Origin of the sequence: Actinoplanes sp. NPDC023714 (genome assembly GCF_040639855.1) — a bacterium.
Lineage (GTDB): Bacteria > Actinomycetota > Actinomycetes > Mycobacteriales > Micromonosporaceae > Actinoplanes.
In genome coordinates this window covers 522,220-548,619 of sequence record NZ_JBFAAR010000006.1, presented here as the reverse complement: position 1 = coordinate 548,619, position 26,400 = coordinate 522,220, and the positions used below count along the sequence as shown (strand labels likewise).

Genomic DNA, 26,400 nt, shown 5'->3' with positions numbered 1-26,400 from the left:
GGCGAACACCCACCCAAAGGCGGCAACAAGCAGCTCAAACGCGCGTTCTTCCTGTCCGCGTTCGCGGCCCTGTCTGACTCGGCCAGCCGGACCTATTACGACCGCAAGAGAGCCGAGGGCAAGAAACACAATGCCGCCCTCATCTGCCTCGCCCGCCGCCGCGTCGACGTCCTGCACGCCATGCTCCGCACCCGAACGGCCTACCAGCACAAACCGGCAGAAAAGCTCGCCCTCGCTGCTTGACAGAACCGATAGGGACACCCCCCTGCCCCCACCGCCTGCCCGGCACCCCGGCCCCCACCGCCCTGCCCGGCACCCCGGCCCCCACCGCCCTGCCCGGCACCCCGGCCCCCACCACCCTGCCCGGCACCCCGGCCCCCACCACCCTGCCCGGCACCCCGGCCCCCACCGACCGGCCCACCCGAGGCAGCGCCCCGAACCCAGCCTCGCCGTCAGCGCACCGGCACCTGCCCGGCCCGCAACACCCCCTCGGGATCGAAACGCGACGCCACCTCGATGAGGCGGGTCAGGGTCGGCGGCGTGTAGGAGCGGGCCAGCCTCTCCGGGCCCACTCCCGCACCGAGATTGGGCAGGGCCGCGCCGGTCGCCCACGGCTTCATCGCGGCGCGGACCTGGTCGGCGTGGGGCGCCACGGCGCCGGCGACGGGTGGGATGAGGACGCCGATGGTGATGAGGGTGAAGGCGGCGTCCCGGTGGTCGAGGGCGCTCGGGACGGCGGGCTCGTCGGCGTAGGCGCCGCCGAGCTGGCGCAGCTCGACGATGACCTGGGGTGAGCCGGCTTCGGGGCCGGCGACGGTCAGCAGGGCGTCGACCGCTTCGGGCGGAAGGGCGTGGAGCAGATCGGTGGCCTCGTGGACCGGCATCGGATCGGCCGGGTCGGCGTGGATCATGCCGAGGGCGGCGTAGGGGATCGTCTGGACGGCGTCGATGAGCGGGGTCGCGGCGGCTCGCATGGGGGCCAGCGCCGCCTCGCCGCTCGGTGCATCGCCGGTCCAGGCGAAGCGGACAGCCACCGTGAAGCGGCCGGCCAGCGGCTCGGGAACGCCGGGCAGCGGCGGCAGCTGGAGCAGGGCGACCGACGTGGTGGCCTCGCGCGGCAGGGTGGCCTGCCAGGTGCGCCAGCGGTGCAGCACCGTGGCGGCGTCGGCGCCGGCGTAGTAGAGCGCGCCGGCATAAAGCTCGGGCTGCCGGACCAGGTCGAACTCCATCGCCGTGACGATGCCGACGGCGCCCTTGCCGCCGCGGACCGCCCAGAACAGGTCGGGCTCGGACTCGGCGGTGACGCGGCGCAGCCTGCCGTCGCCGGTGACGATCTCGACGGCGCGGACCCGGTCGGACGCCCAGCCGTAGGTCCGGCCGACCGGCCCGAGGCCGCCACCCGTCGTGTAGCCGACCACGCCGACACCGGGCGCCGAACCGGACAGCGGCGCGAGCCCGTGCGGCGCGGCCGCCTCGAGCACCTGCTGCCAGCGCACGCCGGCGCCGACCCGGGCCCAGCCGTCGGGGTGCACCACGCACTCGTCGAGCCGGCGGGTGCTGATCAGCAGGGCGCCGTCGAGCGTGTCGGCGAGGCCGTGGCCGGTGGCCTGGACGGCGACCGGCAGGCGGGACGCGGCGGCGAACGTGACGGCCTCGACGACGTCGTGCGGGTCGCGCGCCTCGACGACGGCGGCCGGGGTGGCGGTGACCGCGGCGTTGAAGCCGGCGGTCAGCTCCGCGTAGCGCGGGTCGCCGGGCTCGACGAGCTCACCGGTGAGGCGTCTGCGCAGAGAATCCATGAATCTTCCTCTTTTCGAACGAAGGCGTTTCCACGACTCTGCGCCGGTGCCCTTGTGCCGCCCTTGATTTCCGCTAAAGCGCCGCTAAAGCGGCCCTGCTGAGCCGCCTCGCTCGAGTGGCCCTATGGCGACGCCGCGGCGACCTGCCAGGGCGAGCCGACCTCCTCCCCGAGCCGGGCGGCCTCGCGCAGATGCTCAGCGGCCGGCCCGGGCCGGTCCATCGCGAGGGCCAGCCGGCCGAGAACCAGATCGTAGGAGCCCCAGCACGCCCCCGCGGTGCCCACCACGAGCTGACGGCCCCGGTACGGCAGGAGTTCCGCGTACCGATCGGGAAGCTCCTCCCGCGCACCCAGCGCAAGCGACGCCCAGGCCCGGACCGCGACCAGCGTGTCGGTCGTCCAGTCCTGCGGCATCCGGGCCGGCCAGCGGCGGCGCAGCCGGCGCGCCGCGCCCACGTCACCGCCCTCGGCCAGCGCCACGACGGCCAGCTCGCGCAGCATCGGCATCCGCATGATCTCGGCGTCCTCGGCCAGCGCCCCGGCGATCTCCGCGAGCCGGCCGTGCTGCCGGGCGAAGGTGAACCGGTGCAGCAGCATGCAGAACTCGGCGCCCCACATGCTGCTCGTCTGGTAGAGCTCGTAGGCCTGCGCGGAGAGCCGCTCCGCCTCCTCCCACCGGCCGGCCAGCATGGCGCGCCCGGTCTCCTGGTAGAGCAGGTGGGGACGCACGTCGGGACCGGTCAGCCGGGCGCCGATCCGGGTGGCGGCGTCCAGATCGGCAGCGAATCCGGCGGCGTCACCGAGATGAAGCCGCAGAGGACCACGATGCAGAAGAGCAAAGAATTCCGTACGGAGGGGAAGCCCCCGCCCGGCCAGCCCGAGGGCCTCGCCCACCGCCGCCCGCCAGCGCTCCTCCCGGTCCCCGCAGCCCCAGGTGGCGATCACGTAGTTGTTCAGCGTGTGCCCGAGCAGCGCCGGATCGTCCAGCTTCCGGGCGAGGGCGACGGCCCGCTCGGCGTAGCGGACCCGCTCGTCGCGGCGGTCGCTGTATGCCAGCTCGACGCCGAGCGTGCCGAAGAGCCGGGCCCGCAGCTCGCCGTCGGCGTCCCCGGCCCGGTCGGCCAGATCCTCGAGCAGCCGGACGAGGCCGTCGTCGACGACGCCGTAGCCCCGCCAGTTCCACAGTGTCACCCCGCCCCACACGCTGGCGGCCCGGGCGAGCCGCTCGTGGTCGCCGAGCCGCCGGGCCGTCTCGATCGCCTCGGCCACCACCCGCTGCGCCTCGGTGAGCCGGCCGGCCCGCAGCAGGTCCTCGCCGAGCGCGACGAGGTGGCGGTGCCGGGCGGCCGGGTCGCCGTCCGGCCCGATCAGGGCGAGCGCCCGGCGGGTGGACTGCGCCGCCTCGGTGTGCGCGAACCGTTCCCGGGCGGCCGACGCGGCGGCCTCGGCGAACTCCACGGCCGGCCCGATCCCGGCCACCGGCACGGCGTGGAAGTAGTGGTGGGCGAGCCGCTCCACGTCGGCCGGCGGCGGCAGCGCGGCGGCGACCCGGGCGTGCAGCCGGGCCGCCTCGATCCGGCTCAGTCCGGCCAGCAGGGTCTCCCGGACCAGCGCGTGGCTGAACCGCCACCGCCAGCCGGCCTCGTCGGCGCGCAGCACCCGGCTCGCCACGGCCGGCTCCAGCAGCGTGATCACCTGTTCGGCGTCGAGCCCGGCCGCGGCCTGCAGCAGCGCGAGGTCGGCGTCCCGGCCGATCACGGCGGCCAGCCGGAGCACGGCCAGCGTGCCGTCGCCGAGGCGGGCGAGACGGCGGTCCAGCACGTCGCGTACGGATGGGGGCAGCGCCGTGACCCGCCCCTCGGCGCGCAGCAACTCGATCAGCTCGCCCACGAAGAAGGGGTTGCCGTCGGTCCGGTGATGCAGCTGCTCGGCCAGCCCGCTGTCGCCGGCGACCAGCTCGCGGATGTCAGAAACGGTCAGACCGGTGAGCTGGAGCCGCTGCGCGCGAGGCTCCCGGGCGAGCGCGGCGAGGCACTCGGTCACGGCCGGCGCCAGCGTCTCGCCGAGCGTCCGGACGGTCACCACGATCAGCAGCCGGATCCCGTCGAGATGCCGTGCGAGCAGCGACAACAGTGCCAGCGACGTGGCGTCGGCGGCCTGCACGTCATCGAGCACGACGAGCAGCGGCGTGGCCTGGGCGGCGTCCGCGAGCCGTCGTCGCAGCTCCTGGAAGAGCGCGAAGGTCGACTGATCAGGATCGCCGGCCGAGGCGGCGTCGAGGCCGCCTCCGTCGAGCCTGTCCAGCACCTGCAGCCAGGGCCAGAGCGGGGGTACGCCGTCGTCGTCGGCACACCGCGACCAGAGTGGACGCCAGCCCTGCGCCCCGGCCAGCCCGGACGCGACCTCGGCCAGCCGGGTCTTCCCGATGCCGGCCTCCCCTTCGAGCACGACGACCGCGCCGGCGCCCCGCACGACGTCGCCGAGGACGGCCCGCAGCCGCGACACCTCAGCCCGCCGCCCGACGATTCCCCTGCCGTCCCGGGGCCCTCCGTCCCCGCCGTCCTGGGGCCCGCCGTCCCCGCCGTCCCCGCCGTCGCCCGCACCACCGCCCACGCCGCCGCCCGCGACGCCGCCCACGCCGCCGCCCACGCCGCCGCCCACGCCGCCGCCCTCCCTCGCGTCCCGGATCTCGGCAACCGGATCCTCGATATGGGCAGAATCGGACACCGAGCCGGACTTTCGCGGCACGCTGTCCAGACAGAAGGGACCCGGTGGCGTCGCCGCCGAACCAGCGGACGGCAGCGGGCCGGGAAGCGGCGCCGGCTCAGGAGTGGACGGCGGGCCGGCCAGCAGCGACGGCGGGCCGGCCAGCAGCGACGGCGGGCCGGCCAGCAGCGACGGCGGGCCGGGCAGGAGGGACGGGTCCTGGCGCAGGACGGCCCTCTCCAGCTCGCGCAACCGGGGCCCCGGCTCGATCCCCAGCTCGGCGGCCAGGCCCCGGGCGCACCGCCGGTAGGCCTCGAGCGCGTCCGCCTGGCGGCCCGCCGCGTAGAGCGCCTCGATCAGCACCGCCCAGCAGCTCTCCCGCAACGGCTGCTCGGCGACGAGGCGCTCCAGCTCGGTGACCGCCTCGGGGGCGCGGCCGATCCGGGTCCAGGCGGCGGCGCGGCGCTCACGTGCCAGCAGGTGGAGCTCGTGCAGCCGGGCGCGTTCGGCGATCAGTCCGGCGTCGGCGTGCAGGCCCGCGAACACGTCGGCGTGCAGGCCCTCGAACGGCTCGCCGCGCCACAGCCCGACCGCCTCGCCGAGCAGGCCGGCGGCGACCGGCGGCTCGGCGCCGGCCGCCGCGTCGAGCAGCGCCGCGAGGCGGGTGACGTCGACGTCGGCCGGGTCGGCGACGGCCAGGTAGCCGGGCGCGCGCGTGACGATCGCCGGGCGGCCGAGGTGGCGGCGGAGGACCGAGACGTAGGAGTGCACGGCCGCCACGGCGGTGGCCGGCGGCGCCCCGCCCCAGAGCGCCGCGGCGATGCGGTCCAGCGAGACGACCCGGCCGCGCTCGGCGAGCAGCAGGGTGAGCAGCGCACGGGGCTTGGCCGCGGCGATGGCGAGCGGCCGGCCCTCGGCATCACGGACCTGGAGGGCACCGAGAAGTCCGAAACGCATGCGGCAAGCCTAGGAGCCCGGACATGACACCGGCATGACACCACCCGTCGGATTGCTGTCACAAGACCACCCGGCCACCGCCTGCTCATTTCGAGGAAAACTTGTTTCCGCGCCGTTAAAGGGGGCCGGAGAGGCTTGCGCAAGATGCATGTTCATCAATAATGAGCGCCATGAATCGAGCCGAGGCGATACCGGTTGCCGGATCCCGGAGCACGACCGCATCGCCACCCAACCAGCCCTCCGGCACGGGATCCGGCCCCGCCGAGCCGGACCCCCTGCTACCCCGTCTGAGACCGCAGGCGCCGGTCACGGCACGTCCCGCGGGCCGGCCGCCCGAGACCGCGGCCGGGCCACCGGCACGGCGCCGGGACACGATCCGACGTCTGGTCGGCTTGTGAGCCCACCCGCGCGGCCGCTCCCACCCCCCGTAGCGGACCGCGCCTCGAGAATCCCGAACACCCGGCACCACGCCGGCCGGACCGGCAGCATCGCACCCTGCCGGATCGGCCGAGGACTCCTCGCCAGGAACCGGCGCACCGGCCCACCACGCCCGGTCGAACGCCGCATCGCGCGCCTCGCACACGGCAGCGCCCACCCGGCGACGGCACACCCGGCACCCGACTCCGCGAGCCCCAGCCAGGCCGCCGAGAGCCGAGCCTCTGAGCATCGGACCATCGCACAACCCGCCACCGGCGTGAGCGCGCAGCCACGGTCGGTCCGCCGTACCGAAGAAGGCTCTTCCCCTCACGCACCGCGCGCCCCACCAAGGTGGTGACTCAGGAAACGTAAAGCGGCCTCACAGGAAGCCGACTCATAGTGGAGGAACACACCCCGCTGTTGGAGGTCTCGATGCTCCTCGGTCTTGTCGGCTTGGCACTGCTGCTCTTCCAGTTCCTGCTCATCGCCCGTGCCATCCTCGACTGGAGCGTGACCCTGGCCGGACCGGCCATGCCGGGCTCGTTCCGGTCGCAGGCGCTGCGCGGGGTCTACGCGGTCACCGAGCCGGTGCTGGCCCCGGTCCGCCGGGTGATCCCCCCGCTGCGCGTGGGCGGCGTCGCGATCGACCTGTCGTTCATCATCGTGTTCCTCGCGATCGGCTTGATCCGCGCCTTCATCTGACCGGGAACCCCGCGCACCCGACAGTCCTCCTCCCTCCGCTCCCGCCCCGCCCCCTCTCTCTCGATCTTGTCGAATCCCGCAGCCCCGTTGCTGCACGGATCCACAAGATCGCGGGAGGGAGCGGGCGCGACAACAGCCCAACACGCGATCTTGTGAAAACCCGCAGCCCCGCTGCTGCGCGGATTCACAAGATCGCGGAGGAGGGCGCGCGCGACAACAGCCCAGCACGCGATCTTGTGAAAACCCGCAGCCCCGCTGCCGCACCAATCCACAAGATCGCGGAAGAGGGCGAGCGCGACAACAGCCCAACACGCGATCTTGTGAAAACCCGCAGCTCCGTTGCTGCGCGGATTCACAAGATCGCGGGAAGAGGGCGCGCGGAGGGGTGGGGCGGAGGAGTGGGGGCGGAGAGTGGGGGCGGAGGAGGGGCGCGAACCGGGTCAGCGCACTATGTCGTCGACAAATTCGCAGGCCAGGGTGTCGAAGAAGGTGCGGCCTCCCTCGTGCCCGTCCCACTCGTAGACCTCGATCCGCTTCTCGCCGGGGATCGTGTTGTAGGCGCCGAATACGCCCGACGGCGGGCACACGTCGTCCATGAGGCCGACCGAGAGCAGGGCGGGCGCGGTGATCCGCCGGGCGAAGTTGACCGCGTCGACGTGATCGAGCGTGTTCAGGACCTGGTCGGCGAGCCGTGGGTTGGCTCGCAGGAAGCGGACCACCTCGGCGTACGGGTTGACGTCGGTCACCGTGACGGCGCGGCGGATGTCGCAGAGGAACGGCACGGCGGAGACCACCGCGGAGACCAGGTCGGGCACCAGGCCGGCCGCCGCGAGCGAGAGTGCGCCGCCCTGGCTCTTCCCGGTGACCACGATCCGCGAGGCGTCGACGCCCGGCAGCTCGGCCGCGGTCTCCACGGCCCGCGCCGCGTCGGTGACGAGCCGCCGGTAGTAGAACGTCTCCGGCTGTTGCACGCCGCGGGTGAGGAACCCGGGCGACGACGGGCCGGCGCCGGACTCGTCCGGGTCGGGCGTGTCGCCGCCGCGCCAGCCGCCGCCCTGCCCGCGAGTGTCCATGATCAGGTGCGCGTATCCGGCGCTGGCCCAGATCAGCCAGTCGATCGGCAGGCCGCGGCCGCCGCCGTAGCCGATGTACTCGACCACGACCGGCAGCGGGCCGTTCGCCCCGGCCGGGCGGTTCAGCCACGCCTTCACCGGCTGGCCGGCGTAGCCGCTGAACGTCACGTCGTACGTGGTGACGCCGCGCAGCGGGGTCGGGTGCTCGGCCACCTTCGGCGGGGTGGCGGCACGGCGGGCCGCCGCGAGGGTGCCGGACCAGAAGTCGTCGAAACCGGGCGGTTCCGGCTGGGACGGGCGGTACGCGCGCAATTCGTGGAGGGGGAAGTCAAACAGCGCCATGGTTGATCACGCTAAGCCCTGCCGTCGCCACGTTCCAGACCACGAGGCACCATGACTGCGTGTCCGCTGCCGCTCCGAAGTCGCCGCATGTGCTGGAAGCAGTGCTCGAACGGCTGACCTATGTGAACGAGGAGACCGGGTACACGGTGGCCCGGGTCGCGACCGCGAAGAGCGGGAACGACCTGCTCACCGTCGTCGGCTCGCTGCTCGGCGCGCAGCCCGGGGAGAGTCTGCGGCTGAGCGGCTGGTGGTCGTCGCATCCGCAGTACGGCCGGCAGTTCGAGGTGATCTCGTACACCACGGTGTTGCCCGCCACGATCCAGGGCATCCGCCGCTATCTGGGATCGGGTCTGGTGAAGGGGATCGGCCCGGTCTTCGCCGAGCGGATCGTGGACCATTTCGGACTCGACACCCTCCAGATCATCGAGGAGTCGCCGGAGCGGCTGATCGAGGTGGCCGGCCTCGGCCCGAAGCGGACCAAGAAGATCACCGCGGCCTGGGCCGAGCAGAAGGCGATCAAGGAGGTGATGGTCTTCCTCCAGGGCGTCGGGGTGTCGACGTCGATCGCCGTCCGGATCTACAAGAAGTACGGCGACGCGTCGATCGCGGTCGTGAAGAACTCGCCCTACAAGCTCGCCTCGGACGTCTGGGGCATCGGGTTCAAGACCGCGGACACCATCGCGCAGGCCGTCGGCATCCCGCACGACAGTCCCGAGCGGGTGAAGGCGGGCCTGCAGTACACGCTGTCCCAGGCGACCGACAACGGTCACTGCTTCCTGCCGGTGGAGAAGCTGACCGAAGAATCGTCCAAGATCTTGGAAGTCGGCCCCCAACTGATCCCATCATGCCTCGCCGCGCTCGTCGAGGAGGAGGGTGTGGTGCGGGAAGGGGACGACGTCTATCTGGTCCCGTTCCACCGGGCGGAGCAGTCGCTGGCGTCCTCGCTGCGGTCGCTGCTCTCGGACCGGGCGGACCGGATGCCGTCGTTCGCCGGCGTCGACTGGGCCAAGGCCCTGGCCTGGCTGGGGAGGCGCACCGGGCAGACGCTGGCGGCCGAGCAGGAGCAGGCCGTCCGGCTCGCGCTCACTTCCAAGGTCGCGGTTCTGACCGGGGGCCCGGGATGCGGCAAGAGCTTCACCGTACGATCGATCGTCGAGCTCGCCGCCGCGAAGTACGCGAAGATCCAGCTGGTCGCCCCGACCGGACGGGCCGCGAAACGGCTCGCCGAGCTCACCGGCCACCCCGCCGCGACCGTCCACCGGCTGCTCAAGCTCCAGCCGGGCGGCGAGGCCACGTACGACCGGGACAATCCGCTCGACGCCGACCTGCTCGTCGTCGACGAGGCCAGCATGCTCGACCTCATCCTGGCGAACAAGCTGGTCAAGGCCGTCCCGCCGGGCGCGCACCTGCTGCTCGTGGGCGACGTCGACCAGCTGCCCTCGGTCGGCGCCGGCGAGGTGCTGCGGGACCTGCTCGCGGCCGAGGTGATCCCGCGGGTCCGGCTCACCCAGATCTTCCGGCAGGCCGCGAAGAGCGGGGTCGTCACCAACGCCCACCGGGTCAACCAGGGCCGGCCGCCGCAGTTCGAGGGGATGACCGACTTCTTCCTCTTCCCGTGCGACGACACCGAGGCCGCCGCGGCGCTCACCGTCGACGTGGTCTGCACCCGGATCGGCCGGCGGTTCGGCCTCGACCCGCGCCGGGACGTGCAGGTGCTCACCCCGATGCACCGCGGCCCGGCCGGCGCCGGCGCGCTCAACGGCCTGCTCCAGCAGCAGCTCACCCCGGGCCGGGAGGGGTTGCCGGAGAAGCGGCTCGGCGGCCGGGTGTTCCGGGTCGGCGACAAGGTCACCCAGATCAGGAACAACTACGACAAGGGTACGGCGGGCGTCTTCAACGGCACGGTCGGCGTGGTCACAGCGCTCTCGCCGGAGGAGCAGACCCTCAGCGTCCGGACCGACGAGGACGAGCTGATCGAGTACGACTTCGACGAGCTGGACGAGCTGGCCCACGCGTACGCCATCACGATCCACCGCTCGCAGGGCTCCGAGTACCCGGCCGTCGTGATCCCGCTCACCACCAGCGCCTGGATGATGCTCCAGCGGAACCTGCTCTACACCGCCATCACCCGCGCCAAGAAGCTGGTCGTGCTGGTCGGGTCGCGCAGGGCCCTCGCCGCGGCGGTTCGGACGGTCAGCGCCGGCCGAAGGCACACGGCTCTCGCCCGAAGGTTGGGTTCTTAGCTCCACCCTCATCCGCCGCCGAAGATCTTGCGTACTCAGTGCAAGAACATCGGCCCCCTTTGGCGGAAGGAAACCGACATGCGCAAGCGCAAGATGCTCACCCTGGTCGCGATGGGAGCGGTGACGATCGGCGGGCTGGCCGTCGCGCCTCTGACCTTCGCGGCCGAGGCGCCCCGCAACGGCTGCGCCGACGTGCAGGTGCTCGGCGCCCGGGGCACCACCGAACGCCCCGGCTTCGGGGTGCTGCTCGGCCCGCTGGCCGACCGGATCACCGACGACCTGCCACAGACGGTCCGCGCCACGGCCGTCGACTACCCGGCGAGCTTCAACTACACGGCGAGCGTCCGGCAGGGCGTCCGGGATCTCACCGCGAAGGTGGCGAGCACGTCGGCGAGCTGCCCGGACACCCAGTTCGTGCTGATGGGGTACTCGCAGGGCGCGGACGTCGTCGGCGACGCAATCGCCGGTGGGCTGGAGACCGGGAACGTCGCCGCGGTGCTGCTCTTCGGCGACCCGACGTTCACCGCGGGTGAACCGTTCAACGTGACGAACGGCAACCGGTCCGGCGTCTTCCCGCGCGGCCGGGGACGCCTCGCCGCGGTGGCCGACCGGACGCAGTCGTTCTGCAACCGCAACGACCGGTTCTGCCAGGGCGGCACCAGCCTGGCGGCGCACCTGGACTACGCGAAGAACATCGCCGGCGCGACCGCGTTCACCGCGGAGCGGGTCTCGTAGCACACATCCGCGGCAGAGGGGCGGCCATTCGGCGAATCGGGCCGAATGGCCGCCTTCGCTCAGACTTCCGTTCGGCTGTTCACCGGCCTGGCCTCGCGGTTCCGCGAAATCACTATGGTCAAGTCTGTAAACCATTGTCAAAGCATTCTCTGAATGGCTTTCACAAACTGAACGGGGTAATTCTCATGTTGCGTACTCTCACCGCCGGTGCGGCGATGCTCGGCGCGCTCGCGATGGCGGCGCCGGCCCAGGCCGCCCCGGCCCCCTCGCCCACGCCGGACGAGATGATGATCATCGACGTGGTCAAGGCGAACGGCTCCGGCTGCCCGGACGACACCGCCGCGATCACCGTCTCCAAGGACAACAAGGCCTTCACGGTCTCCTACTCGGAGTACACGGCGCAGGTCGGGCCGGAGTCCTCGCCGCTGGACTTCCGGAAGAACTGTCAGCTCGCGCTCGACATCAAGGTGCCGTCCGGTTTCACGTTCGCGATCGCGACCGCCGACTACCGCGGATTCGCCGAGCTGCAGAAGGGCGCCTGGGCCCAGCAGAACGCGAACTACTACTTCCAGGGATACACCCAGACGACCCGCAGCGAGCACACCTTCAAGGGCCCGATGTCCGATGATTGGCAGCGCACCGATCAGGTCGGAATCGCGTCGCTGAACTTCCTCAAGTGCGGCGACCGCCGGTTCCTCAACATCAACACGGAATTGCGCGTGAACCGCGGATTCTCGGACGCGAAGAAGCACACCAGCTTCATCTCGATGGACTCCACCGACGCGTCCATCAACACCGTCTACCGGGTGCAGTGGAAGAAGTGCTGACGTCCCGTTAGTCGCGGTCGGCGAAGGCCGCCCAGCGATCCTCCTCCGGCGGACGCCGTCCCCCACCCTCGGCGGGGACGGCATCGCCGGCCGGCCCCGGATCGCCGGCGCCCGCTCGCTCTCCGACGGCCGCCCGCTTCCCGCCGGCCGCGCGCGAGGCCAGCAGCGCCGCCAGCGCCGTGGTGATCGGCACCGCGGCGACCAGGCCGATCGTGCCGACCGCGCTGCGCACCAGCTCCTGCGAGATCAGCTGCGAGGTGAGCAGCTCGCTCACCGGGGTGTTGCCGGCCGCGAAGAGCAGCATGAGCGGCAGCGAGGCGCCGGCGTACGCCAGCACGATCGTGTTGATCACCGAGGCGATGTGGGCCCGGCCGATCCGGGTCGCGGCGCCGTAGAGCTGCCGGAACCCGTACCCCGGGTTGGCGACCGCCAGCTCGGTGACGGTGGCCGACTGGGTGACGGTCACGTCGTCGAGCACGCCGAGCGAGCCGATCACGATGCCGGCCAGCAGCAGGCCCTGCATGTTCACGTCGCCCTGGGTGATGGTCAGGTAGTTCGACGTCTCGTCCGCCACGCCGGTGAGGTGGACCGCCGCCGTCGCCACGGCCGCGAGCACCGCCGTGATCGCAAGGCTGGCCAGCGTGCCGGCCACCGCGATGGTCGTGGTGAGCGAGAAGCCGTGGGTCAGATACAGCACGATCAGCATGATCGCGGCGGCGCCGACCACGGCGACCGCGACCGGTGACCGGCCGTCCAGGATCGCCGGGACGATGAAGAAGAGCAGGATCGCGAAGGTGACCGCGAGGCCACCCAGCGCGGTCACCCCCCGCCATCTGCCGAACGCCACCACGGCCAGGGCGAACGCGGCGCCGAGCAGCCACAGCTGGGTGGACCGCTGGTGGTCGGCGATCGAGTACTCGATCGTGCCGTCCTCGTTGTTGAGGGCCAGCAGCACGACGTCGTCGCCGGCCTCGACCTCCGGCGCGCCGGGACCGCCCGGCATCTCCGTGGTGATCACCGAGCCGTCGTCGAGCCGCACCGTCACCGACCCGCAGTCGGTCATCGGCGTCTCGCCCTCGGGCACCTCCGGGCAGGCCTCCGGCGTCATCGTGACGATCTGGCCGAACGCCCGCGCCGGGCCCTCGCCCTCGGTGGCCCGCGGCGCGTCCCGGGGCCAGAGCAGGAACATCCCGAGCGCGGTGAGCAGGACCGCGGGAACCAGCGTCCAGAGGGTGATCCGGCGGGCGCGGGCCGACATCGTCCGTGGCTCGCCGGGGGCGTGCTGATGGTGGTGAGTCACCGGAGAACCGTACCCGGACCGGGGGGATCAGCCGCGGGCGTTCCCCTTCGCGGGCGGCGACGAGCGGGCGCGGTCGGCCGGCGTGCGGCCGAAGGTGAGCCAGAAGTCGGTGATCGCGAGGCTGAGCACGGGCCGGCGGCCGGCCAGGTAGCCGAGGGGCCCGGTGGGTTCGGGTCGCCACGCGGCGGTCGCCGTACGCAATCCTCCGCGGCCTCGCACCGGTGTGCGCCGGACCGACTCACCGAGAGCTTGGGCCACGGTGAAACCGAGGGGGAAACGGCCCGGAAGCCGGCCCTTCAGCCGGACCAGCGACGAGGCCAGGGGCTCCTCCCCCGCCGACGCGGTGGCGTCGACCAGCGGCTCGTTCTCGGCGTCGATGGTGAACGCGGCCATCTCCTTGGGGATGCCCCAGAGCCGGCGGCCGCCCTCCCGGGAGGCGACGCTGTCCACCCAGATGTCGGTGATGCTGACCCGGGGCCGGCCGCGCTCGTGCACCAGCACGGCGCTGAGCAGTTCCCGGTAATGCAGGACGCCGCCGGGCTCGTAGCGAACCCAGGCGGCGCCGACCGCGACCCGGCCGCCGACCGTGAGGGGCCGGACCGCCGCGCCGAGGACCGGGGGAAGCTGCGGGAGCTTTCCCCGGGGGATGAGGAAGACCGAGAGGTACATCTGACCGCGCAGGTGCCAAGGCTCGGGCGGATACATCCCCTTACAGTGGCACCTGTCGCTCAGTAGCGGAAGCGGGAGACCACCGACTGGAGCTGGGCGGCCGTGACGTTGAGGTCGTCGGCGGCGGTCCGGGTGTCGCCGACCGTCTCCGTGGTGCGCCGGGTCGCGTCCGAGACCGTCGTGATCGTCACGGCTATGTCCCCGGCGCTGCCGGCCGCCTCGGTGAGGGTCCGGTTCATCTCCTGGGTGGTGGCCGTCTGCTCCTCGACCGCCGAGGCGATGGTCAGCTGGAGGCCGTTGATCCGCTCGATGATGGCCGAGATCTCGCCGATCGCGGTGACCGCGCCGCTGGTGTCGGCCTGGATGGCCTGCACCCGCTGGGAGATGTCCTCGGTCGCCTTGGCGGTCTCCTGGGCCAGGTCCTTGACCTCGCCGGCGACGACCGCGAAGCCCTTGCCCACCTCGCCGGCCCGGGCCGCCTCGATGGTCGCGTTCAGGGCGAGCAGGTTGGTCTGCTCGGCGATGCTGGTGATCACCTTGACCACCGTGGCGATCTCCTCGGAGCTCTCGCCGAGCCGGGCCACGATCGCGTTGGTCTGCGAGGCGACCTGCACGGCCTGCGCGGCGACCTGGGTGGCCTCGGTCGTGGAGACGCTGATGTCGCGGATCGCCGAGCCCATCTCCTGCGAGCCGGCCGAGACGAACTGGAGGTTGTTGGAGACCACGTCGGCGGCCGCGGCGACCGTGCCGGCCTGCGAGGAGGCCTGCTGGGCGGCGGCGTCCACGGCGACCGAGACCGAGCTGAGCTGGGCCGCGGCCGACTGGATGGTGCCGGCGCTGCCGGCCAGCTGGACGACGTCCTCGCGGAGCCGGGCGATGCCCTTGTCCAGCGCGGCGGCCATCCGGCCGATCTCGTCGTGGGTGGTGACGCCGGTCGTCCGGGTCAGGTCGCCCTCGGCCAGGCCCTCGGCGATGTGCGAGACGCTCTCCACCGTCGTCCCGACCCGGGACGCGACCCGGAAGCCGATCAGCAGGCTGAGCAGGACGCCGGCGGCGAGCAGCCCGGCCACCGTCCAGGCGGCGTTGCGGCCGGACTCCTCGGCCGCCGCGATCTGCGCCTCGGCCAGGGCGGTGGCCTGCTGCTGCAGGGCGATCTGGTCCTCGCCGAGGGCGTCGTGCAGGGCGGTGTACTGCTTCAGCGCCTCGGTCAGCTCGGCGGCCGAGGCCTGGGAGCGGTCGGTGCCCATGAAGGCGAGGAAGTCCTGCCAGTCCTGGGTCGCCTTGTCGACGTTGTCGTCCTGCGGCAGGGCGGCCTTCAGGTCCTTGAGGGCGCCCTCGACGGCGGCCTGGTTCGCCGTCATCCCGGTCTGGACCTGCTGGGCGATGTCCGGGTAGAGCTGCATCGCCGAGACGCCGCCGACGTAGGCCTCGATGTTCTTGCTGTAAGTGCCGACCGCGTTGGCGATCTGGATGGACTGGCGCTGTGCCGTGGCCGCGTCCTCGTTCAGGTCGAACACCGTCTTGACGGCCACGCCCCCGACGATCAGACCGCTCGCGGTCGCGACCATGGCGGCCGAACCGATCTTCGTCCGCAGGGAGCGGTTGTCGAACAACCCGCCGATGCCCATCCAAAGCCTCCTCGTCACCCGTCAGCCCGCAGCGGGCTCAGCCTCGGGAATCGGCACCGGGGTCGACCACTTGAGCACCCACGTGTACGGACATTCTGGATTTACCGGTACCTCCTTCGGTGGAACTCGACGAAATTGCCCGGTTTCAGGCCGCCACGTCGGCCAGGGCCTTGAAGATCAACGCCGTCGAGGTGGCGCCCGGGTCCTGGTGCCCGACGCTCCGCTCACCCAGGTACGACGCCCGGCCCTTGCGGGCCTGGAGGTCGATCGTGGCGCGGGCGCCCTCCTCGGCCGCCCGGGCCGCCTCGGCCGCCGCCACCGGCAACCCGCTCCCGCCCGCCACGGCGGCCTCGAAGGCGTCCGCGGCCGGGCGCCAGGCGTCCACCATCGTGGCGTCGCCCGGCTCGGCGCCGCCCAGCTTGCGGACCGCCTCGAGGGCCGCGTGCAGGCCCGCGACCAGGTCGGCGGGGGTCACCCCGGGGCCGGGCGGGAGCGCCTTGCCCAGCGCACGGAACGCGCTGCCGTACAGCGGGCCGGACGCGCCGCCGACCTTGGAGATCAGCGTGGTGCCGGCCTTCACGAAGACGGCGGCCGCGTCCGGGAAGGATCCGGCGTCGAGGGCCGCGACCACGGCCGTGAAGCCACGGTTCAGGTTCACCCCGTGGTCGCCGTCGCCGATCGCGGCGTCGAGCCTGGTGAGCTCGTCCGCCCGGCCGGCGACCGACACGGCCGTGGCGCGCAGCCACGCGATGGCGAGATCGGCCTCCACGGTCACGCACCCCACCGCAGGCCGGGAGTCGCCACCGGGGCGTCCCAGAGCCGCAGGATCTCGTCGTCAGCGGCGGTGAGGGTGAGCGACAGGCCGGCCATATCCAGACTTGTCACGTAATTTCCTATCAAGCGTCTTTCAACGCGGATGTTCCTCGACTCCAGGATCTTGGCAAGCTCGCCATAGACGAGATAGAGCTCGATCAACGGCGTCCCACCGAGGCCGTTGACCAGGACGATGACCCGGTCGCCCAGGTCCTTCGCCTCGAGGATCGCGTCCAGGGCGGACCCGACGAGCTGCCGCGCCGGGCGCAGCTTCTCCCGCCGCCGGCCCGGCTCGCCGTGGATGCCGACGCCCACCTCGATCTCGTCCTCCGGCAGGTCGAACCCGGGCCGGCCGGCCGCCGGCGTGGTCCCGGCCGTCAGCGCGTAGGCGAACGAGGCCGAGCCCGCGTTGACCTGACGCCCGATCGCGGCGACCTCGGCGAGCTTGCCGCCCCCCTCGGCCCGCGCCCCGGCGATCTTCTCGACCAGCAGGGTGGCGCCGGTGCCGCGACGGCCGGCCGTCCACGTCGAGTTCTCCACGGCCACGTCGTCGTCGACCAGCACGGTCTCCACGGTGACGCCGTCGTCGGCGGCCATCTCCGCGGCGAGCTGGAAGTTCATCACGTCGCCGGTGTAGTTCTTGACGATGTGCACCACGCCGGCGCCGCCGTCGACGGCCTTCGTGGCGGCCAGGATCTGGTCCGGGACGGGTGAGGTGAAGACCTCGCCGGGGCAGGCCGCGTCGAGCATGCCGGGGCCGACGAAGCCGCCGTGCAGCGGCTCGTGGCCGGAGCCACCGCCGGACACCAGCGCGACCTTCCCGGCGCGGGGCGCGTCCGCCCTGGCCACGTACTGTTCGGCCGCGTCGACGCGCAGCTCCGGATGGGCGGCGGCGAGTCCGGCGAGCGCCTCGGCCACCACGTCGGCGGGATCGTTGATGAATTTCTTCAAGGCCGGCTCCTTCCTGATTAGTGCTCAGCATCGTCGCGCTGGGCGATCCGGCCAACCCCTTCGGTGACTACCATCGCGAAGCATGGCGCTTGTCGGGATCGTTCTCGTGTCGCACAGCGGCAAACTGGCGGAGGGGGTGCGCGATCTGCTGCGGCAGGTCGCGACCGGGGAGGTACGGGTCGAACCGGCCGGCGGGACGGCCGAGGGGGCGCTCGGCACCAGCGCCGAACTCATCGAGGAGGCGGTGCGGCGAGCCGACTCCGGCGCCGGGGTCGTCGTCCTCGCCGACCTCGGCAGCGCGGTGCTCACCACCCGTACCGTGCTCGAAGATCTTGATCGTGAAGTGACCCTCGTGGACGCTCCGTTCGTCGAGGGCGCCGTGGCCGCGGCCGTCCTCGCATCGACCGGCGCCGATCTCGCGACCGTCGCCGACGCCGCCCGGGAGGCCCGCGATGTCGCCAAGTTCTGAGGTCGAGGTCGTTCTGCCGGCGGCGTTGCACGCCCGCCCGGCCGGGGAGGTGGTCCGGGCCGCTTCCCGCTTCCAGGCCGCCATCGAGGTACGGCACGAGGGCCGCGCCGCGAACGCGAAGAGCGCCCTCAGGCTGATGTCGCTCGGCGCGCTCGCGGGCGCGACGGTGACGGTGCACGCCTCCGGCCCGGACGCTCCTCTCGCAGCCGAGGCCGTCGCGGAAACCCTGAGGTCGGCTTCGTAAGTTTCGGTCTTCAGTACCAGCAGGATCATGGACTGAACCGGTTGAGGTTTCCGGAACATGTCGGTAGCGTTTCGATGAGCTTCGATCCCCAATCCTCCGAAGCCCATTGGAGTCCCCATGAGACGTTCCCTGATCCTCGCGACGGCCGGCGCCGTGACCGCGGCCGCCGCCGTCGTCGCCCTCTCCCCCACCGCGAACGCCGCCGCCTCCACGCTCGGCGCGGCCGCCGCCGAGAAGGGGCGGTACTTCGGCACCGCCGTGGCCGCCTACAAGCTGTCCGACTCGGTCTACTCCGGAATCCTGAACCGGGAGTTCACCTCGGTCACCCCGGAGAACGAGATGAAGTGGGACGCCACCGAGCCGTCCCAGGGCAGCTTCAGCTTCAGCAGCGCCGACACCATCGTGAACCGGGCCATCGCCAACGGGCAGAAGGTCCGCGGGCATGCCCTGGCCTGGCACTCGCAGCAGCCGTCGTGGGCGCAGAACATGAGCGGCACCGCGCTGCGCACCGCCATGGTCAACCACGTCACGCAGGTCGCCACCCACTATCGCGGCAAGATCGACTCCTGGGACGTGGTGAACGAGGCGTTCGCCGACGGCTCGTCCGGCGCCCGCCGCGACTCCAACCTGCAGCGCACCGGCAACGACTGGATCGAAGTGGCGTTCCGGACCGCGCGGGCCGCCGACCCGGGCGCGAAACTCTGCTACAACGACTACAACACCGACGGGCAGAACGCGAAGAGCAACGCCGTCTACGCCATGGTCCAGGACTTCAAGGCGCGCGGCGTGCCGATCGACTGCGTGGGCTTCCAGTCCCACTTCAACGCGAACTCGCCGCTGCCCTCCGACTACCAGGCGAACCTCCAGCGTTTCGCGAACCTCGGCGTCGACGTCCAGATCACCGAACTGGACATCGAAGGGTCCGGCGCCACCCAGGCCGCCACCTACGCGTCCGCCGTCCGCGCCTGCCTCGCCGTGACGCGCTGCAACGGCATCACGGTGTGGGGCATCCGGGACACCGACTCGTGGCGGGCCAGCGGGACGCCGCTCCTCTTCGACGGCAGCGGCAACCCGAAGGCGGCGTACACGGCGGTCCTGAACGAGCTGGGCGGCACCACGACGTCGCCGTCACCCAGCTCCCCGTCACCGTCGCCGTCCGTCTCCACCTCGAACCCGCCTGCCGGCTGCACCGCCACCGCCTCGGTGAACGCGTGGACCGGCGGCTTCGTGGTGACCGTCAAGGTGACCGCCGGAGCGGCGCGCCTCAACGGGTGGACGGTGGGCGTGACCCTGCCCGCCGGCTCCGCGGTCACCAACACCTGGAACGCTACGGCCAGCGGCTCGACGTTCACCAACGTCGGCTACAACGGCGGGGTCGCGGCCGGTGGCAGCACCGAGTTCGGCTTCCAGGGGACCGGTTCGGCGCCGTCCGGCACTCCCACCTGCACCGCTCGCTGACGCCGGCTCTCCCTCCCGGCACTCCCCCGCTGTCGCGCGATCTTGGTGATTCCCGCAGGAACGGTGCAGTGGAAGTCATCAAGATCGCGCGGGGGTCGGCTCAGCGCTCGGCGAAGCTCAGCAGTCGGGCACGCTCAGCAGTCGGGCACGCTAGGCAGTCGGCCGCGCTCGGCGGCCGGCAGGGCAGGCTCAGCGGGTCGGTTGCGGCTCTCGGCTGGTCGGGCTTTGGCTTCCCAGGCGGGGTGCGTGCGACACCGGGCCGTAGCGCCACTTCCTCTTGTGGGCCGGCCGAGGCCGTAACGCGGCCGGCAGGGCCGGTCCAGGCCGTGACGCGCGATCCGGGCCGTCGGTGCACGATCCGGCTCGTCGTGCGCGATCCGGGCCGTGGCACGCGAACCCGACCCCACGCGGACCCCACCTCACGCGGCGCCGTGAGAGAGCCGGCCGAACGGGAGCTCAGCGCTCCAAGATCGCGACCACGCCCTGGCCACCCGCCGCGCAGATCGAGATCAGGCCCCGGCCCGAACCCTTCTCCGCGAGCAGTTTCGCCAGCGTCGCCACGATGCGGCCACCCGTCGCGGCGAACGGATGGCCGGCCGCCAGCGACGACCCGTTGACGTTCAGCCTCGCGCGGTCGATCGAGCCGAGCGGGGCGTCCAGACCGAGCTTCTCCTTGCAGAACTCCGGCGACTCCCAGGCCGCCAGTGTGCTCAGGACCTGCGATGCGAACGCCTCGTGGATCTCGTAGTAGTCGAAGTCCTGGAGGGTGAGGCCGTTGCGCGCGAGCATCCGCGGCACCGCGTAGGCCGGGGCCATGAGCAGGCCTTCGTCGCCGTGTACGTAGTCGACCGCGGCGGTCTCCGAGTCGGCGAGGTAGGCCAGCACCGGCAGGGAGTGCGCGGCCGCCCATTCCTCGGAGGCGAGCAGCACCGCCGAGGCGCCGTCGGTGAGCGGCGTCGAGTTGCCGGCCGTCATGGTCGGGTTCTCCTTGCCGTACACCGTCTTCAGCGAGGCGAGCTTCTCGATGGTGGTGTCGGGGCGCAGGTTCTGGTCGCGCGTCAGGCCCAGATAGGGCGTCAGAAGATCATCGAAGAAACCGCGATCGTACGCGGCGGCGAGGCGCTGATGTGACGTCAGGGCGAGCCGGTCCTGGTCTTCCCGGCTCACGTGCCAGCGCAGCGCGGTGATGGCGGCGTGCTCGCCCATCGACAGCCCGGTGCGCGGCTCCGAGTTGCGCGGCAGCACCGGCTGGAGGGCCTGCTGCGGACGGAGTTTCGCGGCGGCCTTGAGCCGGGCGCCGAGCGTGCGGGCCCGGTTGATCTCCAGGAGCGCGCGGCGCATGTCCTCGTTGACCTGCAGCGGCGCGTCCGACGTGGTGTCGACGCCGCCGGCGATGCCCGACTCGATCTGACCGAGCGCGATCTTGTTGGCGACCAGGATGGCGGCTTCCAGGCCGGTGCCGCAGGCCTGCTGGATGTCGTAGGCCGGGGTCCGCGGGTCGAGCCGGGAGCCGAGCACGACCTCGCGGGTCAGGTTGAAGTCCCGGGAGTGCTTGAGCACCGCGCCGGCGACGACCTCGCCGAGCTGCTCGCCGGCCAGGCCGAACCGGGCGATCAGGCCGTCCACGGCGGCGGTCAGCATGTCCTGGTTCGAGGCTTCCGCGTACCGGCTGTTGGACCGGGCGAACGGGATCCGGTTCCCGCCGAGCACCGCCACGCGCTTGATGTCCGGCACGACTATCCTCCACATCGACAGCGACTCTGTTACTCACGGGTAGGCTACTCGCATGGCTGACAGGTACGCGAACTTCGCCAACTCCGGTCTCGGCCGGACCGTGGTCAAGCGCCTCGGGCTGCCTGATCCGCCCCGGCTGCGTCGTTTCCGCGCCGGAGATCCGCTGGTCACCGCCCCGGTTCTGCTGGGCGCCGCCCCGGGCGGCCGGCTTTCCGAGCCGATCCGCAAGCTGCTGGGAGACGCAGGCGTGGAGGTTGCGCCTTCCTTCAGCGAGGGTACGAAGTACAGCGCCCTGATCTTCGACGCGACCGGGATCGGCGACTCCTCGCAGTTGCGGACCCTGTTCGACTTCTTCCACCCGTACGCTCGCTCTCTCCTGGTCTCCGGCCGCGTGATCGTGCTGGGCACCCAGCCGGACCGGACGCCCGGCCCGCGCGAGGCGACCGCGCAGCGGAGCCTCGAAGGACTGACGCGCAGTATCGGCAAGGAGTTCGGCCGGGGCGTGACGAGCCAGCTCGTGTACGTCGCTCCGGGCGGTGAGACCGGCCTCGAATCGACGCTGCGGTTCCTGCTCAGTGGCCGTTCGGCGTACGTCTCCGGCCAGGTCATCCGGATCGGGGCGGGCACTCCGGTCCCGGTCGCCGACTGGGAACGCCCCCTCGACGGCAAGCTCGCCCTGGTCACCGGCGCGGCCCGGGGCATCGGCGCGGCCATCGCCCGCACCCTGGCCCGGGACGGCGCCGACGTGATCGCGCTGGACGTGCCGGCCGCCGGCGACGCCCTTGCCGGCGTGGCGAACTCCTGTTCCGGCCGCGCCCTGCAGCTGGACCTCACGGCCGGGGACGCGCCCTCCCGGCTGGCCGGCTATCTCGCGGCCGGTCCGCACGCGGGCGTCGACATCGTCGTGCACAACGCCGGCATCACCCGGGACAAGACGATCGCGAAGATGTCCGCGGACCGCTGGGACTCGGTGATCGGGGTCAATCTCACGGCGCCGGAGAGGGTGAACGCCGAACTCCTGTCGCGCGATCTCGTGAAATCCGGCGGCCGGATCATCGGGGTCGCCTCGATCGCCGGCATCGCCGGGAACCGGGGGCAGACCAACTACGCCACGAGCAAGGCCGGCGTGATCGGCATGGTCCAGTCGATGGCGCCGGAACTCGAGCCCCGCGGCATCACGATCAACGCGGTGGCGCCCGGCTTCATCGAGACCGCGATGACCGCGAAGATGCCGATCGGCCTGCGCGAGGCCGGCCGCCGGCTGAACAGCATGTCGCAGGGCGGCCTACCGGCCGACGTGGCCGAGACCATCGCATGGCTCGCCTCGCCCGGCTCCCAGCCGATCACCGGCAACGTCGTCCGGGTCTGCGGCCAGAGCCTGCTGGGGGCCTGACATGGTGGCCGTCGTCGAACTCAGCGCCGGCCCGGGAACCACGGCCTCCTACGCGCGTGCCGCCCTCGGCATGCTGCCCGGAACCCGCCGCGCCGGCACCCTCCCCGAGGTCGAGATGGTGCACCGCGGCGTGGCCGTCGACCGCTCACACCTCGCCGCCTACGACCGGGTCTGCGGTTTCCGCCTCACCGACGTGCTGCCGGCGACCTATCCGCACGTCCTCGCCTTCCCCCTCGCCATGCGCCTGATGACGGCACCGGACTTCCCACTCCCGCTGATCGGGCTGGTCCACATCACCAACCGCATCACCGTGCTCCGCCCGATCGACGCCTCGGAACGTCTCGACCTCTCCGTGCGGGCCACGGATCTGCGGGATCACGCGAGGGGCCGCCGGTTCGACCTCGTGACGACCGCGTCGGTGGATGGTTCCGAGGTGTGGCGCAGTTCCTCGACGTATCTGCGCATCACGAGATCGGCCGCGTCTCCGTCTTCGGCTTCGGCGCAGGCCGAGCCGGGCGACATTTCGGAAATGTCGGGCGCGCTGTGGCGGGTCCCCGCTCGGGTGGGAAGCGATTACGCCGCGGTGTCCGGCGACCGCAACCCGATCCACACCTCCAAGCTCGGCGCCAGGCTGTTCGGCTTCCCCCGCCCGATAGCCCACGGCATGTGGACGAAGGCCCGCGCCCTCGCATCCCTGGAGGGCCGCCTGCCCGACGCCTACACGGTCGAGGTCACCTTCAAGCAGCCCCTCCTCCTGCCGGCGAAGCCCACCTTCACCGCGAGCGCCACCCCCGAAGGCCGGCAGTTCTCCCTCCGCTCCCAGCGCCCCCACCTCGTCGGTTCAATAGCCGCCTGACCGCCCCCGGCAGCGCCCCCCGCGCCCGATCTTGTTGATCCCGGGCGCCCCGTTCCTGCACAGATCATCAAGATCGGGAGGGGATCGGGAAGGTGCCGGGAGGGGGTCGGTAGGGGGTCGGGAAGGCGCCGGCAGGGGGTCGGGAAGGCGGGGAGACCCGGGGAGGGATTGATCGATGAGTGTTGTCAGGGACGGTGTGCGCTCCTAAAGTTACCGGCGAGTTAAGCAGCGTGCGGAAAGGCTGGTCCGACGTGGAGTTCTGGCTCGACCTCAACGAAGAGCAGCGGGAGCTGCGCGATTGGGTGCACGGCTTCGCCGCGTCGGTGATCCGGCCCGCCGCCGCCGAGTGGGACGAGCGCGAGGAGACGCCGTGGCCCGTCCTTCAGGAGGCCGCGAAGATCGGGCTGTACGGCTTCGAGTTCCTCGTGAACACCTGGTCGGACACGTCGGGGCTGAGCCTGCCGGTCGCGAACGAGGAACTGTTCTGGGGTGACGGCGGGATCGGCATGGCGATCTCCGGCACGTCGCTGGCGGTGGCCGCGATCTACGGGTCGGGGACGCCGGAGCAGCTGGTCGAGTGGGTGCCGCAGTGCTTCGGCGACACCGACGACCCGAAGGTGGCGGCGTTCTGCAGCACCGAACCGGAGGCCGGCTCCGACGTGGCGTCGATGCGGACCCGGGCGGTCTACCACGAGGCGACCGACGAGTGGGTGCTCAACGGGCAGAAGGCGTACGCCACGAACGGCGGCATCGCCGACGTGCACGTCGTGACGGCCAGTGTGGACCCGGGCCTCGGCTCGCGCGGGCAGGCCGCGTTCGTGGTGCCGCCGGGAACGCCGGGCCTCGCCGCCACCCGGAAGCTGAAGAAGCTGGGTCTGCGCGCCTCGCACACCGCCGACGTCTTCCTCGACGACGTCCGCATCCCGGGCAGCTGCCTGCTCGGCGGCAAGGAGGCGCTGGACCGCAGGCTGGCCCGGGCGCGGGAGGGGCAGCGCCGGTCGGGGCAGGCCGCCATGCGCACCTTCGAGCTCTCCCGCCCGGCGGTCGGCGCGCAGGCGCTCGGCATCGCGCGGGCCGCCTATGAATACGCCCTCGAGTACGCCAAGACAAGGATCCAGTTCGGCCGCCCGATCATCGAGAACCAGGCGGTGGCGTTCGCGCTGGCCGACATGCGCACCGAGATCGACGCCGCCCGCCTGCTGGTCTGGCGGGCCGCCTGGATGGGCCGCGCCGAACGCCCGTTCACCGCCGGCGAGGGCTCGATGTCGAAGCTGAAGGCGGGCGAGGTGGCGGTCGCCGTCACCGAGAAGGCCTTGCAGATCCTCGGCGGCGCCGGCTACCTGCGCGATCACCCGGTGGAGCGGATGTACCGGGACGCCAAGATCTACACGATCTTCGAGGGCACGTCGGAGATCCAGCGCCTGGTGATCGCCCGAGCCATATCCGGAGTCCAGATCCGCTGATTCCCCGCCACCCACCCGATCTTGTCGATTCGCCCAGGGACGGTCCGGGCCGAATCAACAAGATCGAGGAAGGAAGAGGAGTGGACATCGCCTTCATCGTGCGGACCATGGCCCGGCGCGGCCTGCTCACTCCCGGACATCCGGGCCGGATCGTGCGGCAGTTCGGCGCGCTCGGCACGTGGGGGTTCGGCCTCGCGGGCGAGCTGCGGCAGGCCGCAGCGCGCAGCCCCGGCAGGGTTGCGGTGATCGATGACAAGGGCCCTGTTTCGTACGCCGACCTGCTCCGTGGCACCGAACGGCTGGCCACGACCCTCGCGTCCACCGGCGTGAAGCCGGGGGACCGCGTCGGGCTGCTCATGCGCAATTCGGCCCGGATGATCGAGTCGTTGATCGGCATCACGACGCTGGGCGCCGACCCGGTTCTGATCAATACCGGTCTGTCCGCGCACCAGCTGAGGGACGTGGCCGCCGACCAGGACCTCACCGCAGTGATCCACGACGACGAGTTCGCGCCGCAGCTCGCCCCCGTCGACATCGCGAAGCACCCGGCCGAGGCGATCGAGACGACGGTCGGGGGCGGGCTGGAACCGCCGGAGCGCCCGGGCCGCACCATCGTGCTGACGAGCGGCACCACCGGCACCCCGAAGGGAGCGCGCCGCCCCACCCCCGGCGGCTTCCGCCCGCTCTGCTCGGTGATCGACCGGATCCCGCTGCGCGCCGGTGACCGCATCCTCATCTCGGCGCCGCTCTTCCACACCTGGGGCTTCGCCGGCCTGCAGATCGCCCTGGCCCTGCGGGCGACGATCCTGCTGCACCGCCGCTTCGACGCCGCCGGGGTGCACGGCCACATCGCGCGGGGCGAGGTGGACGCGCTCATCGCCGTACCCGTGATGTTGCAGCAGCTGATGGACCTCGAAGCGGAAGAGGAAGTCGAAGGTCTCCGGGTGGCCGCGGTCAGCGGCTCCGCCCTCCCGGGCGGGCTCGCGACGCGGTTCATGGACCGGTACGGCGACGGCCTCTACAACCTGTACGGCTCGACCGAGGCCTCCTGGGTCTCCATCGCCACCCCGGCGGACCTGCGCGCCGCGCCGGACACGGCCGGGCGGCCGCCGTTCGGGACGACGGTGAAGGTGCTCGGCGACGACGACGTGGAGGTGCCCGCCGGGACCGTGGGCCGGCTCTTCGTGACCAACGAGATGATCTTCGAGGGATACACGAACGCCGCCGACAGCGGGAAGCGGAACGGCCTGCTAAGCACCGGCGATCTCGGGCACGTCGACGAGCACGGCCGCGTCTTCGTCGACGGCCGCGAGGACGACATGATCGTCTCGGGTGGCGAGAACGTCTATCCGGGCGAGGTGGAGGGCCTGCTGAGCGACCTGCCGCAGGTGCGCGAGGCGGCGGTGATCGGCGTGCCGGACGACGAGTACGGCCAGCGTCTCGCCGCCTATCTGGTGCTGCGCGACGGCGCGACGCTCGACCCCGAGGCGGTCCGCGAGCACGTCCGGCGGCACCGGGCCCGCTTCTGTGTCCCGCGCGACGTCGTCTTCCTGGAGAGCCTGCCCCGCAACGCCACCGGCAAGATCCTCAAGCGCGAGTTAGGCGCCGGGGAGCCGGGGTAA

At 72.1% G+C, this 26,400-nt stretch carries 20 protein-coding genes and 1 pseudogene; 12 read left to right on the top strand and 9 right to left on the bottom strand.

Annotated elements, in window-relative coordinates; genetic code table 11:
- Window positions 1-243: pseudogene (locus AB0G10_RS28105) on the top strand (IS110 family transposase); the annotation flags it as partial.
- A 209-nt stretch (window positions 244-452) separates the two neighbouring features.
- Here AB0G10_RS28105 and AB0G10_RS28100 read toward each other — a convergent pair.
- Together AB0G10_RS28100 and AB0G10_RS28095 are read right to left on the bottom strand one after the other, a co-directional pair.
- Window positions 453-1,799, bottom strand: coding sequence for an FAD-binding oxidoreductase (locus AB0G10_RS28100; protein WP_360927915.1), 1,347 nt, complete (start codon window positions 1,797-1,799; stop codon window positions 453-455).
- Between the two features lie 122 nt (window positions 1,800-1,921).
- Window positions 1,922-5,461, bottom strand: a complete 3,540-nt coding sequence (locus AB0G10_RS28095; RefSeq protein ID WP_360927912.1) for a BTAD domain-containing putative transcriptional regulator — start codon at window positions 5,459-5,461, stop codon at window positions 1,922-1,924.
- A gap of 849 nt (window positions 5,462-6,310) precedes the next feature.
- Between AB0G10_RS28095 and AB0G10_RS28090 the strand changes: the two genes are divergently transcribed.
- Window positions 6,311-6,580 carry a YggT family protein gene (locus tag AB0G10_RS28090; RefSeq protein ID WP_360927909.1) on the top strand — a complete coding sequence of 90 codons (270 nt, stop codon included), beginning with the start codon at window positions 6,311-6,313 and terminating at the stop codon, window positions 6,578-6,580.
- A 440-nt stretch (window positions 6,581-7,020) separates the two neighbouring features.
- On the opposite strand, the gene AB0G10_RS28085 is transcribed toward AB0G10_RS28090, so the two are convergent.
- On the bottom strand, window positions 7,021-7,995 hold the full coding sequence (locus AB0G10_RS28085) for an acetylxylan esterase (protein WP_360927906.1): 975 nt from the start codon (window positions 7,993-7,995) through the stop codon (window positions 7,021-7,023).
- 59 nt (window positions 7,996-8,054) lie between these two features.
- Here AB0G10_RS28085 and AB0G10_RS28080 point away from each other — a divergent pair, with 59 nt between their 5' ends.
- From AB0G10_RS28080 to AB0G10_RS28070, 3 genes are all read left to right on the top strand, one after another.
- On the top strand, window positions 8,055-10,238 hold the full coding sequence (locus tag AB0G10_RS28080) for an ATP-dependent RecD-like DNA helicase (RefSeq protein ID WP_360927883.1): 2,184 nt from the start codon (window positions 8,055-8,057) through the stop codon (window positions 10,236-10,238).
- A gap of 78 nt (window positions 10,239-10,316) precedes the next feature.
- The gene (locus AB0G10_RS28075; protein ID WP_360927880.1) at window positions 10,317-10,973 is read left to right on the top strand and encodes a cutinase family protein; all 657 of its coding nucleotides are present in this window, start codon (window positions 10,317-10,319) and stop codon (window positions 10,971-10,973) included.
- Between the two features lie 185 nt (window positions 10,974-11,158).
- Window positions 11,159-11,800 (top strand): DUF4360 domain-containing protein, encoded by a 642-nt coding sequence (locus AB0G10_RS28070; RefSeq protein ID WP_360927877.1) that lies wholly within the window; start codon window positions 11,159-11,161, stop codon window positions 11,798-11,800.
- Between the two features lie 7 nt (window positions 11,801-11,807).
- Here AB0G10_RS28070 and AB0G10_RS28065 read toward each other — a convergent pair whose 3' ends face one another.
- The 5 genes from AB0G10_RS28065 to dhaK all read right to left on the bottom strand — a co-directional run bounded on the left by AB0G10_RS28065 (window position 11,808) and on the right by dhaK (window position 17,161).
- Window positions 11,808-13,100: a YibE/F family protein gene (locus AB0G10_RS28065; protein ID WP_360927874.1), complete on the bottom strand. Its 1,293-nt coding sequence runs from the start codon at window positions 13,098-13,100 to the stop codon at window positions 11,808-11,810.
- Between the two features lie 27 nt (window positions 13,101-13,127).
- Complete coding sequence (locus AB0G10_RS28060; protein WP_360927871.1) at window positions 13,128-13,805, bottom strand: acetoacetate decarboxylase family protein; 678 nt, start codon at window positions 13,803-13,805, stop codon at window positions 13,128-13,130.
- Between the two features lie 23 nt (window positions 13,806-13,828).
- Window positions 13,829-15,397, bottom strand: a complete 1,569-nt coding sequence (locus tag AB0G10_RS28055; protein WP_360927868.1) for a methyl-accepting chemotaxis protein — start codon at window positions 15,395-15,397, stop codon at window positions 13,829-13,831.
- Window positions 15,398-15,542: 145 nt separating this feature from the next.
- Window positions 15,543-16,172 carry a dihydroxyacetone kinase subunit DhaL gene (gene dhaL, locus AB0G10_RS28050; RefSeq protein ID WP_360927865.1) on the bottom strand — a complete coding sequence of 210 codons (630 nt, stop codon included), beginning with the start codon at window positions 16,170-16,172 and terminating at the stop codon, window positions 15,543-15,545.
- Window positions 16,169-17,161 carry a dihydroxyacetone kinase subunit DhaK gene (gene dhaK / locus AB0G10_RS28045; RefSeq protein WP_360927862.1) on the bottom strand — a complete coding sequence of 331 codons (993 nt, stop codon included), beginning with the start codon at window positions 17,159-17,161 and terminating at the stop codon, window positions 16,169-16,171. Before dhaK ends, dhaL begins: the two co-directional genes overlap by 4 nt.
- Before the next feature lie 82 nt (window positions 17,162-17,243).
- On the opposite strand from dhaK, the gene dhaM reads away from it, so the two are divergent.
- From dhaM to AB0G10_RS28030, 3 genes are all read left to right on the top strand, one after another.
- Entirely contained in the window at window positions 17,244-17,630 is a 387-nt protein-coding gene (gene dhaM / locus AB0G10_RS28040; protein ID WP_360927859.1) for a dihydroxyacetone kinase phosphoryl donor subunit DhaM, read from the top strand.
- A complete protein-coding gene (locus tag AB0G10_RS28035; RefSeq protein ID WP_360927856.1) occupies window positions 17,614-17,874 on the top strand; it encodes an HPr family phosphocarrier protein in 261 nt (86 codons plus the stop codon). The genes dhaM and AB0G10_RS28035 overlap by 17 nt, the downstream gene beginning before the upstream one ends.
- A gap of 117 nt (window positions 17,875-17,991) precedes the next feature.
- Complete coding sequence (locus AB0G10_RS28030; protein ID WP_360927853.1) at window positions 17,992-19,332, top strand: endo-1,4-beta-xylanase; 1,341 nt, start codon at window positions 17,992-17,994, stop codon at window positions 19,330-19,332.
- Window positions 19,333-19,788: 456 nt separating this feature from the next.
- On the opposite strand, the gene AB0G10_RS28025 is transcribed toward AB0G10_RS28030, so the two are convergent.
- Window positions 19,789-21,066 carry an acetyl-CoA C-acetyltransferase gene (locus tag AB0G10_RS28025; RefSeq protein WP_360927967.1) on the bottom strand — a complete coding sequence of 426 codons (1,278 nt, stop codon included), beginning with the start codon at window positions 21,064-21,066 and terminating at the stop codon, window positions 19,789-19,791.
- A 52-nt stretch (window positions 21,067-21,118) separates the two neighbouring features.
- Between AB0G10_RS28025 and AB0G10_RS28020 the strand changes: the two genes are divergently transcribed.
- The 4 genes from AB0G10_RS28020 to AB0G10_RS28005 all read left to right on the top strand — a co-directional run bounded on the left by AB0G10_RS28020 (window position 21,119) and on the right by AB0G10_RS28005 (window position 26,400).
- Window positions 21,119-22,459, top strand: a complete 1,341-nt coding sequence (locus AB0G10_RS28020; RefSeq protein WP_360927851.1) for a 3-oxoacyl-ACP reductase — start codon at window positions 21,119-21,121, stop codon at window positions 22,457-22,459.
- Between the two features lies 1 nt (window position 22,460).
- Window positions 22,461-23,315, top strand: a complete 855-nt coding sequence (locus AB0G10_RS28015) for a MaoC/PaaZ C-terminal domain-containing protein (RefSeq protein WP_360927849.1) — start codon at window positions 22,461-22,463, stop codon at window positions 23,313-23,315.
- Window positions 23,316-23,566: 251 nt separating this feature from the next.
- Window positions 23,567-24,778: an acyl-CoA dehydrogenase family protein gene (locus tag AB0G10_RS28010; protein ID WP_360927846.1), complete on the top strand. Its 1,212-nt coding sequence runs from the start codon at window positions 23,567-23,569 to the stop codon at window positions 24,776-24,778.
- Window positions 24,779-24,858: 80 nt separating this feature from the next.
- Entirely contained in the window at window positions 24,859-26,400 is a 1,542-nt protein-coding gene (locus AB0G10_RS28005; protein ID WP_360927843.1) for an AMP-binding protein, read from the top strand.

Bases quoted from the DNA above. Each gene is read 5' to 3' on its own strand.
- AB0G10_RS28100 (WP_360927915.1), bottom strand. From the start codon at position 1,799: ATGGATTCTCTGCGCAGACGCCTCACCGGTGAGCTCGTCGAGCCCGGC.
- AB0G10_RS28055 (WP_360927868.1), bottom strand. From the start codon at position 15,397: ATGGGCATCGGCGGGTTGTTCGACAACCGCTCCCTGCGGACGAAGATC.
- AB0G10_RS28060 (WP_360927871.1), bottom strand. From the start codon at position 13,805: ATGTATCCGCCCGAGCCTTGGCACCTGCGCGGTCAGATGTACCTCTCG.
- AB0G10_RS28090 (WP_360927909.1), top strand. From the start codon at position 6,311: ATGCTCCTCGGTCTTGTCGGCTTGGCACTGCTGCTCTTCCAGTTCCTG.
- AB0G10_RS28020 (WP_360927851.1), top strand. From the start codon at position 21,119: ATGGCTGACAGGTACGCGAACTTCGCCAACTCCGGTCTCGGCCGGACC.
- AB0G10_RS28085 (WP_360927906.1), bottom strand. From the start codon at position 7,995: ATGGCGCTGTTTGACTTCCCCCTCCACGAATTGCGCGCGTACCGCCCG.
- AB0G10_RS28070 (WP_360927877.1), top strand. From the start codon at position 11,159: ATGTTGCGTACTCTCACCGCCGGTGCGGCGATGCTCGGCGCGCTCGCG.
- AB0G10_RS28015 (WP_360927849.1), top strand. From the start codon at position 22,461: ATGGTGGCCGTCGTCGAACTCAGCGCCGGCCCGGGAACCACGGCCTCC.
- AB0G10_RS28030 (WP_360927853.1), top strand. From the start codon at position 17,992: ATGAGACGTTCCCTGATCCTCGCGACGGCCGGCGCCGTGACCGCGGCC.
- AB0G10_RS28035 (WP_360927856.1), top strand. From the start codon at position 17,614: ATGTCGCCAAGTTCTGAGGTCGAGGTCGTTCTGCCGGCGGCGTTGCAC.
- dhaM (WP_360927859.1), top strand. From the start codon at position 17,244: ATGGCGCTTGTCGGGATCGTTCTCGTGTCGCACAGCGGCAAACTGGCG.
- AB0G10_RS28095 (WP_360927912.1), bottom strand. From the start codon at position 5,461: ATGCGTTTCGGACTTCTCGGTGCCCTCCAGGTCCGTGATGCCGAGGGC.
- AB0G10_RS28075 (WP_360927880.1), top strand. From the start codon at position 10,317: ATGCGCAAGCGCAAGATGCTCACCCTGGTCGCGATGGGAGCGGTGACG.